The organism is Deltaproteobacteria bacterium, from assembly GCA_020845895.1.
Classification (GTDB): Bacteria; Lernaellota; Lernaellaia; order JACKCT01; family JACKCT01; genus JADLEX01.
On record JADLEX010000031.1, the window covers coordinates 29,552 to 39,799 of the forward strand.

The 10,248-nt window shown below is 62.9% G+C and carries 6 protein-coding genes; 2 read left to right on the forward strand and 4 right to left on the reverse strand.

From position 1 onward, the window contains the following. Positions 1–13 precede the first annotated feature (13 nt). Both IT350_03785 and IT350_03790 read left to right on the forward strand, forming a co-directional pair. Positions 14–1,039 (forward strand): hypothetical protein, encoded by a 1,026-nt coding sequence (locus tag IT350_03785; GenBank protein MCC6157148.1) that lies wholly within the window; start codon positions 14–16, stop codon positions 1,037–1,039. 37 nt (positions 1,040–1,076) lie between these two features. After that, positions 1,077–6,446 carry a tetratricopeptide repeat protein gene (locus tag IT350_03790; protein ID MCC6157149.1) on the forward strand — a complete coding sequence of 1,790 codons (5,370 nt, stop codon included), beginning with the start codon at positions 1,077–1,079 and terminating at the stop codon, positions 6,444–6,446. Between the two features lie 11 nt (positions 6,447–6,457). Here the strand turns inward: IT350_03790 and IT350_03795 are convergent, their stop codons facing one another. Genes IT350_03795 through lsrF form a run of 4 tightly spaced genes read right to left on the reverse strand, consistent with a single transcriptional unit; the run spans position 6,458 to position 10,246 of the window. Further along, complete coding sequence (locus IT350_03795; protein ID MCC6157150.1) at positions 6,458–7,354, reverse strand: cation transporter; 897 nt, start codon at positions 7,352–7,354, stop codon at positions 6,458–6,460. A gap of 19 nt (positions 7,355–7,373) precedes the next feature. After that, a complete protein-coding gene (locus IT350_03800; protein ID MCC6157151.1) occupies positions 7,374–8,306 on the reverse strand; it encodes a cation transporter in 933 nt (310 codons plus the stop codon). Positions 8,307–8,361: 55 nt separating this feature from the next. Beyond that, a complete protein-coding gene (locus IT350_03805) occupies positions 8,362–9,390 on the reverse strand; it encodes an alcohol dehydrogenase catalytic domain-containing protein (protein ID MCC6157152.1) in 1,029 nt (342 codons plus the stop codon). 31 nt (positions 9,391–9,421) lie between these two features. Then, the gene (lsrF, locus tag IT350_03810; GenBank protein ID MCC6157153.1) at positions 9,422–10,246 is read right to left on the reverse strand and encodes a 3-hydroxy-5-phosphonooxypentane-2,4-dione thiolase; all 825 of its coding nucleotides are present in this window, start codon (positions 10,244–10,246) and stop codon (positions 9,422–9,424) included. Positions 10,247–10,248: the final 2 nt, after the last annotated feature.

Below are 10,248 nucleotides of genomic sequence, written 5' to 3' on the forward strand. Positions count from 1 at the left end.
TTTGGAAACGAGGATGATGACGGCGCAAGGCGGCATTTACACGTTCTCCCCGATCACGAAGACCTCGTGGTTCGGGCACCCTTCCGTGCGCGTCGAGGACCTGCGCGCGTCGGGGCTGCTGTCGGAGAGCAACGGCATGCTCATGCGCTACGCCGTGGACGCGGATGACCGCGCGCTGTTCGATCGTCAGTTCCGTTTCGTCAAAAAGTGGATGACCGGGCATCTTGGTCTGTTTTTCTGGAAGATTTCGCACGACGCCGAGCTCACGGCGGACTCCACCGCGATCATCGACGACCTTCGAATCGTCGATGCCGCCCTCGCCGCCGGCGAGAAATGGTCGGTCGAGGAGTACACGCGCTTTGGGTCGGAGATCGCGTACAACATTCTCGAGCTCGAATCGAAGGACGGCTTGCTGCGCGACTTCGTCAGTTGGCGCGACTGGGGCGAGAACACCCTCTCGCCGCAAATTCAGCTCTCCTATCTTCATCTCGACGCGATCCGGCGCATCGCCGCCGCGCGCGAGGACTGGAAGGACCTGTACGCGAAGAACGCGGCGCTGCTGGCGGACGGTCAGCTCGAGACCGGTCTCTTCTACGAGAAGTTCAACTTCGAAACGCGACGCTACGAGGGCACGCGCCAGAACACGATCAATCAACTCTACTGCGCGCTTTTTCTCGCGGGACACGATCCGAAAAACCGCCGCGCCCTCGACTTCTTCGCGGCGCGGTGGCGCGAGGACGGCGCGATTTACGCCGAGTATGAAGCGCGGAACGAATCGGCGACGAAGGACTACGAGTCGTCGAGCGTGTACGCGCTGCTGGTCAGATACGCGATGCGGATGAACGATCCCGCGCTCGCGGCCGCATGGCTCAAGAGGCTCCTGGCGTTTCAGGTGTCCGACGAGCACAGCCCCCTGCGCGGATCGTTCAGTGATGACGAGGTTTACAGTTTCGACAATCTGGAAGCGCTGCTGGCGCTTCGCGAGTATCGTGACGCGAACCGAGACGCGGTCGGACGCGCCGTCCCGAAGGCTCACTGAGGGACGTCGCGAACGACGTCGCGGGAAGGACCGAGCGATGAAACGCATCACCGTATTCCTGCTGGCACTGGCGTTGCCCGCGCTTTGGGCGACGTCGGCGTTCGCGGGTCTGTACGAGGATGGCCTGTCGTATTACGGCTCCGGCCAGTACGGCAAGGCCGTTGCCGCGTTCCAGGCGGCCCTCGAGGCAGATCCGCAAAACCTCGAGGCGAAGAAGAAGCTGGGCGACAGCTACTACGCGCTCGGGAAAAACGCCGAGGCGGCGAAGGTCTATGAAGAGGTCCTCGCGCAGGATCCCAACGACGGCGTGGTGCGTCTGCATCTCGCGCAGGTTCGTCAGTGGCAAAACGACGCCGCGCAGGCGATCGAAACGTATACCAATCTGTTGGAGAAAGAGCCCGAGAACCTGACGGCGATGCGCGAGCTCGCCGAGGTGTATTCCTGGAACAAGGAGACGTATCCGAAGGGCGTCGAGATCTGTGACCGGATCCTCAAGATCGAACCGAAGGATCAGAAGGCGCTGCTCATCAAGGCGCGCCTCACCTCCTGGCAGGGCGAACACGGCAAGGCCGCCGAGGTGTACGAGGGCCTTCTCAAGCTCGATCCCGACAACGACACCGCGCGCCTCGAATACGCGAACACGCTTTCTTACGCGAAGCGCTACGACGACGCCATCAACCAATTCAATCTGCTCGTGCTCAAACCGAAGATGCGCTCGCAGGCATTGATCGGCCTCGCCGACGCGTACAACTACGGCCAGCGCTACGCCGACGCGGTGCTGACCTATCAGATGGTCCTCGAAAAGGACAAGAACAACGTGCAGGCGCTGCGTGGATTGGGCAACGCCTATGCGGCGCAGAAGCGCACCCGAGAGGCGGTCGAGACCTACGAAAAACTCGCGACGCTCGAACCCGGGAATCAGGAAAACACCCTGGTCCTGGCGAATCTCTACAGCTGGGATGAATCGACCTATCCGCAGGCGATCAAGACCCTCGAGCAGTTGATCGCGAAAGACCCCAACAACGCCGACGCCAGACGGCTGCTGTCGCGCATCTACACGTTCTCGAACAACCACACCGAGGCGCAGAACCAGTACAAGGCGCTGCTCGACGCCGATCCCGACAACGCCGATCTTCGACTCGAATACGCCCGAGCCCTGCGCGAATCGGGGGATTTCGGTCCCGCCATCGAGCAGGTGGATGTCGTGCTCGGCAAAACGCCGGATGACGTGGACGCCAAGATCGCCAAGGCGCAGATCCTGACGGAATTCGGTCGTCCCGACGAGGCGATCGCGCACTACGAGCAGATCCTGGCCACCAAGGGACAGGAAAAAAACCTCGACGCGCAGGTCGGCATCGGCCTCGCGTATCACAAGAAAGCGCTCGTCGCGAAAAAGCGCATGGACGAACTCGAGGCGTCGATCCAGCAGCAATGGCTGGGTGTCTTCGACCGCGTGCGCGCCGTCTTCGCGAAGTGGGATCACGACAGCGCCCGCACCGCCTCGCTCGACCATCTCGAACAGGCGGCGAAGGATCACCCCACGTCCTCCCTGCCCTACATCAAACTCGCCGAGGTCCAGATGGACTACGGCGCGAATGAGGACGCGATTGCCGCCTATCAGAAGGCGGCGCAGGCCGATCCGCAGGATGTCGCGCCGTGGCTGGGCATGTCGGTCGTGTACGGCAAGATGGGCAATCCGGACAAGAGCCTCGACGCCATCCGTCGCGCGGCGATGATCGCGCCGGACAACATGGAGGTCGTCGGCGGTTTGTCCGACGTCTACACCTATCAGCGCGATACGCAGAACGCGATCAAGACCCTCGAACAGGCCCTCTCGACGCACACATCCGATCTCGACCTGCGCCGAAAGCTCGCCATCGTCTATTCGCAGAACAGCCTCTACTACGACCAGGCGATCGAGCAGGCGAACTACGTGCTCCAGCAGGAGCCGGAGGATTTCCAGACCCGTCTGCTGCTCGCGCGCCTGTATTCGTGGACCGAGAAGTGGAACGAGGCCGACCGCGAGTTCCAGGTGCTGCTCTCGAAGATGCCCGAAGATGAGCCCGTGAAGTCCGAGGAAGGCGCGAACGTTCACCTCGCGGAACGCAACAAGGAAAAGGCGCTCACCAAGGAAGACCTCTACCTCGAGATGATGCGGGTTCGCTGCTACGGCGGACGCGCGCCCGAGGTCATCGTCGAGCTGACCGACAAGGTGCAGCAGCAGCCGGACAAGGCGACCTATCGTCTCGCGCTCGCGCACGCGTACGAAATCAACAAGGAATACGAAAAGTCCGAGACCCTCTACACGCAGGTCAAGGACACCGATCCGCGCAACTCGAACGCCTACATCGGTCTCGGGACCGTCTATCGCGAGACCGCGCAGTACGACAAGGCGGTGCTGGCCTATCGCGACGCGCTCGCCATCGACAGCGAATCGACCGAAGCCTACTACGGCCTCGGCGTGATCGACCGCAAGAGCGGCAACTACGAACGCGCCATCGCGATGCAGCGCAAGGTGCTGGAGTACGACCCGACGAACGTCAACGGCTTCACCGAAATGTCGTACAACCACTACCTGCTCTCCCGCCGCTACGTGGCGGTGACCGGCGAATACCAGCGCGCATGGTGGCTGCTTCAGAATTCGTGGGGCGATCTCTACGGCATCTACGGCGACTACCCCGCGAACATCGAGCAGATGCGGCGCATCCTCGAAGACGACCCCGCGAACGTTCAGGTGCGTTACCTGCTCGCGCAGGAACTCGCCGCGCACAATCGCTACAAGGAAGCGGCCCGCGAGTATCAGAAGGTGCTGGAGTATGACCCGGGGCATGTCGGCGCGCGCCTCGCCCTCGCCGAAATCTTCAGCTACGACCGTGACACTTACGGCTACGCGATCGCGCAGTGCATCGAGGTCCTGAAAAAGGACCCGGAGAACTTCGACGTGCGGCTGCGCCTCGCGCGGCTGTATTCGTGGTCGGGCCAATTCGAAGCCGCCAGTCAGCAGTATATCTGGCTGCTCAATCGGCGGCCCGGCAACCTCGACCTGCGGGCCGAGTACGCGCAGAACCTTTCGTACGCCAAGCGTTACGACGACGCCATCGAGCAATTCTCCATCGTCCTCTCGCAGGATCCCGGCCGCGAGGACGCGCGCATGGAATTGGCGAAGCTCTTTGCCTACAACAACCGCATTGACGACGCGATGAAGGAATACGAGGTCATCCTCAAGCGCAGCCCGAACAACTACGAGGCGGGCTTCGCGCTGGCGAACCTCTACTCGTGGGACCGGCGCTATTATGGCCGCGCGATCGACCTGTATCGCCGGCTTTACAACACGTACCCCAAGAACACCGAAGCGCGTCTGGAAATGGGCCGCCTGATGCTGGAACGCGGCGAGTTCGAGGACGCCGAGGCCGCGTATCGCGACGCCATCGCGCTCGAGCCCGACAACGTGGACGCCCATATCGCGCTGGGCAAGGTCTACATCGGCATGAAGAAGAACGGCGACGCCGAGAACGAGTTTGCGACCGCGCTCAAGTACGACCCGGACAACGTCGAGGCGCACTTCTATATGGCGAGCGTGCTCTCGATGAATCCCGATCGGTACGAGGACGCGATTCCGCACGCCGAATTCGTCGTGAACAAGGAGCCGGAGAACACCGACGTGCGGATTCTTCTCGCGCGGCTTTATTCCTACGAAACGCAGTACGCCAAGGCCGCGGAGCACCTGCAGTACGTCGTCGATAAGGGCGAAGACGACCGCGAGGTGCTGCTCGAACTTGCGCGAGCCTACAACTACGGCGAGGACTACGACTCGGCGCTGAACGTTTACAAGACGATGGTCGAAAAGGACCCGAACGACAACACGGTGCGGCTCGAAATGGGCCTGTGCTTCCTCGCGGTCGGCCAGTATCAGGATGCGATCGTCAACCTGGAATATGTCGCCGAGCAGGATCCGTGGAACGTCGAGGGTCGCAAGGGGCTCGCCCGCTCGTACAAGCAGTCGGGCCAGGTGGATCAGGCCATCGACCAGTACAAGCGCATCATGATCATCAATCCGAAGGACGACGAGGCGGCGCAGTACCTGAAGCTGTACTCGATCGAATACGTGGACGGTGCGTTCGTGGACAGCTATTTCATGCTGCCTGGGCCGGGAGGTCCCGGCGGAATCAAACCGGGCAAGGCCTCGCTCTACATGAGCGAGGCGGAGCAGAAGTATCGCGTCCAACTCGCGAACGAGCTGTACAACCGCCAGAACCTGAAACGGGCGCGCTACGAGTTCGAGAAACTCGTCAAGGCGAATCCGCAAAACGCCTATTACCATCTGGCGCTGGCGAACATTTATCGGCAGTCGGGCATGTGGCGCTCCGCGATCCACGAATACAAGGTCGCCCAGACGCTGGAGCCCGACAATCAGGAAGTGAAGGAAGGACTCGCCCGAGTGGCCTACGAAAGCGCCCCCACGCTGGACGTTTTCGCAGGGTACTCGGAGGCGATCCGTTTCGCCGATCGCGTCGGCTACTTCGTCGGCGGCGCCGAATTCACCTACCGCTTCCTCGACAACTGGGCCGTCTGGGCGCGGTACGAAGCCGGCCGCTTCGACCAGCAGCGCCAGGACGTCATCTTCACGCAGTCCCCCGCGGTCGGTCTGCAGCTCGGCCTCGGCGGCGAGGTCGCGATCTCGGGCGAGTACATCTTCAACATCTACGATCAGAACATCGACCCGACGCACAACTGGGGCGCGCGGGCGAGCTACGACCTGCTCGGCGTCGCCCTCTTCGACCTCGCGTACTCGCGCAAGGACAAGCGCGAGACCTTCACGTCGGTCGCGGAGAACATCTATATGGATTCGATCGGACTGACGCTGACGCTGCGCAATTTGATCGGTACGGATTGGGACCACTTCAGCGTGCTGGGCGAATACGCGTATCGCATCAACAGCGAATCGAAAGGCGACATCGTGGCGCTCGATTCGCAGACGTCCAATCAGGCGCGCGGCGGGCTCGGTTACACCTTCTTCGATCCGTTCCAGGTCGCCGACACGTCGATCCTGCTGTCGTACCTGTTCACGTACATCGACAACGAAACGCGCGATCCCTACAACGCCGAGGTCTACTGGTCACCGCTCGACTTCTACAGCCACTCGCTGCCGATCGGATGGAATCAGGCCGTCACCGAGGACGTGTTCTACAGCCTCGGTGTGTCGCCCACGTATTCGTTCGAGGAGGGCGAGGACGGTTGGGGCGTCGGCCTATTCGGCGGCGTCGATTGGCGCATCAACTACAATCACGCCCTATCGCTCGACGCCGACTGGTCCTATGGCGGTGTGCAGGACGCTTCGTTCTACGCGTGGAGCGTGTTCCTCAACTGGCGAATCTCCTTCGGCGATCACTCCGCGCTGGAGAAGTAGCGCCGATCCCCCTATTCCTTGCGCTGCTCCGGGACGTCCGGCTCGACATGCACGAGCAGGTTCACCGGCGCGTCGACGTGCGTCTCGACCATTTTTTCCAGGTCCGTCGCGACCTGATGCCCGTCGAGCACGCTCATGTCCGCGTCCACGAGAATATGAACATCGACAAATATCTCGCGACCGACATGACGCGTGCGAAGCTCGTGGTGCGCGCGGACCTGAGGGTGCGACGCGATCAGCCGCGCCACCTGGTCGCGGACCTGCGGCTCGACCGCCCCGTCGGTCAATTCGCTGAGGCAGTCGAACCCGACCCGCGCGCCGACGATGACGATCATGATGGCCACGACCAGACCGGCGAAGGCGTCGCCGTGATCCCAGCCGAGCGTGCCGCCGATCGTACCCACGATGACCACGACGGAGGAAAACGCGTCGGAGCGATGATGCCACGCGTTGGCGAGTACCGCCGGGCTGTTCGTCCGTTTCGCCACGCTCCGCGTGACCCAATACAACCATTCCTTGGATACGACGGAAATGCCCGCGAGCACGAGCACCCAGGTTCCCGGCGGGCGCGTCGCCACGTCGGCAATGAGCAGGTGCAGGGCGCTCCACGCCATCCAGCCACCGACGCCGATCAGAACGAGCGCCACGAAAATGGCCGCGATCGTCTCGAATTTGCCGTGCCCGTATGGGTGCGTATCGTCCACCGGGCGCTCGGCGGCCTTGGCGCCTGCGAGAACGGCGATGTCCGTGAGCAGATCGGACATGGAATGCAGGCCGTCGGCCACGAGAGCGATCGATCCGACGAGTTCGCCGACGACGATTTTGCCGATCATGAGCGCGATGTTGATGACCGCGCCGACCAGCGTCACGTTTCGGATCGCTCGGGAATCGTCGGCCTGTCCGCTCAACTCCGCTCCGATCGGCGCTTCACAGATGCGCCGTGGGAAGGTATTCGCCGCCGGTCCGCTGACCCGGAATGTCCGGCTCGATGTGCACGAGCAGGTTGACGGTCTTTGTCACCCGCGCATTGACCAGTTCCTTGAGTTCCTTCGTCACCTGATGACTTTCGTACACATTCATCGTCGGGTCCACCAGAACGTGCACATCGACGAAAAATTCCCGGCCGACACGCCTTGAACGCAATTTGTGGTGCGCCCGCACTGACGGATGGGAGTAGATGACCCTCTGCAACTGATCCCGGATTTCCGGCTCGGCCGACGCGTCGGTAAGTTCCGTCAGGCCGTCCGCGGCGACGCGCGCACCGGCCGCGAAGATCATCGCGGCGACGAAAATTCCCGCCACCGCATCGGCGTAATCCCAGCCCGCCAACATCCCCGCGCCGCCGAGAAGCACCACGAGCGCCGAGAGTGCGTCGGATCGGTGATTCCATGCGTTGGCCATCAATGTCGCGCTGTGCACGCGGCGCGATACGCCGCGCGTGAGACGGTAGAGCCATTCCTTCGCGACGAGCGTGAAGACCGCGACGGCGATGACCGGAACGCCGGGAACCGGTCCCGGCCCTAGCCGGAAGACGCGATAGGATCGCCAGGCGAACCCCGTGCCGACGGCCATGATCACGACCGCGATCGCAATGGCGGTCAGCGTTTCATACTTGCCGTGACCGTACGCGTGATCGTGATCGACGGGCCGGCGGCTGACGCGCGCCGCGACGAGGATAGACGCGTCGATGCCGATGTCGGAGATGGAGTTCGCGGCGTCCGCGAGCAGCGCCACGGATCCTGTCCATAATCCCGTTGACAGTTTGACGATGGACAGGACGATGTTCGTCGCGAGCGCCGTCAGCGTGACATTGCGCAGATCGCGATCGCCGTTGCCCGTGTTGACCCAGTGAAATGCCATCTCGCCAAAGCCGCCGCGAACACGCGGACATCGCGCAGGGAGTGGACCGCCGGAATCACTCCTGCGGACGCACGATCACCTTGATCGAATCTTCGCCGCGAACGACGAGGCCGAACGCCTCCTGCGTGCGCGACAGGGGGAGACGGTGCGTCACCATGTCGCCGACGGGCACGCGGCGCGCGCGGATCATGTCGAGTGCGGTGAAGTGATCCGCGGGGCTGCCCGCGTAAGTCGTCGTCACGGTGACGTCGTTCTTCCAAAATACGTCATTGATCGACAGGGGAAACGTGACGCCCTGATCGGTCGGAGCGAACAGCAGGATCGTTCCGCCGCGTTCGACGGACGCGAACGCCTGCTGCAACGCCGGAATCGCGCCGGTGGTTGCGATGACGACATCCGCGAGGTCGCCGCCGGTGGCCGCACGAAACGCGTCGGGCGTGAAGTCCCGTGCGTGAACGGCGAGCGCCGCGCCGAATCGTTTCGCGGACTCCAGCCGAAACGTCTGAACGTCCGTCGCGACGATGACGCCCGCGCCGAGCGCGGCCGCCGTGGCGATGTGGAGCAGCCCGGAAATGCCCGAGCCGATGACGAGGACGTTTTTTCCCGGCCCCACGCCCGCGATCCGCTGTCCGCGAAGCACGCACGCCAGCGGTTCCGTGAAACTCGCCTCGTCGTCGCTGACGCCGTCGGGGATGGAATAGACGCCCAGCCGGACATTGATCGCCGGCAAGCGAACGTACTCGCAAAAACCCCCGGGGTCGAAATTCGTCTTGCGCAACGTGTCGCAGACCGTCTCGTGGCCCGACCGGCAATAGCGGCACGTCATGCACGGCACGTGATGCGAGACGACCACCCGGTCGCCCGGCTTCACGTACGTCACGCCCTCGCCCACCTCCACGATTTCGCCCGCCACCTCGTGCCCGAGAATCAGCGGCGCTTTATGGATGCGGTACCATTCCATCACGTCCGAGCCGCACACGCCGCTCGAACGGATGCGCATGAGCGCCTCGCCCGGACCAATCGCGGGGACGGGCACATCCTGAACTCGGATATCGGAATTCCGGTAATAGACGGCCGCGCGCATCGTGGGCGTGATTGCGCTCATCTCGGAAGGGCTACGCCGATTTCCGAGACTTGGCTGATCTCGTCTTGGCGAGACCGAGCTTTTCTTTTTGGTAGATCTTGTAACCGGCTTCGACCGATGCCCCCTCATGCACGATGGCGCGAACGGCTTTGATCATTCCGACGGGGCAATCCGACTGGAAGATGTTGCGGCCCATGTCCACGCCCTTGGCGCCGGCCGCGATGGCGTTTTTCGTCATGACGAGTGCGTCGCGTTCGGCGAGTTTCTTGCCGCCCGCGATCACCGTGGGCACCGGCACGCAACTCGACACCGCGTCGAAACCATCACAGTAGTACGTCTTCACGATCGCCGCGCCGAGCTCCGCGCTGATGCGCGACGCGAGGGCGAGATAGCGCGAGTCGCGGGCCATTTCCTTACCGACCGCCGTCACGGCCAGAACCGGGATGCCGAAGCGCTGCGCTTCGTTAACGAGGTTGGAAAGCGACACCAGCGTCTGCCGTTCGTTCGGCGAACCGACGAAGACCGACATGGCCACCGCGGCAACGTTGAGCCGCACGGCCTCTTCGATGCTGACGGTGATCTCCTCGTCGGAGAGGTCGTCCTTGAGCACGCTCGTGCCGCCCGAAACGCGAAGAATGATCGGCACGCTGGTTCCGACTGGAACCTGCGTGCGCAGGATGCCGCGCGTGAGCATGAGCGCATCGGCGTAGGGCAGCAGCGGTCGGATCGTTTCGCCGGGATTTTTCAGCCCCGTCGTGGGCCCCTGAAAATATCCGTGATCGACCGCGAGCATCACAGTCCGTCCCGTATCGGGCCGGAAGATCTTCGCCATGCGGTTCGCCATTCCCCAATCCATTG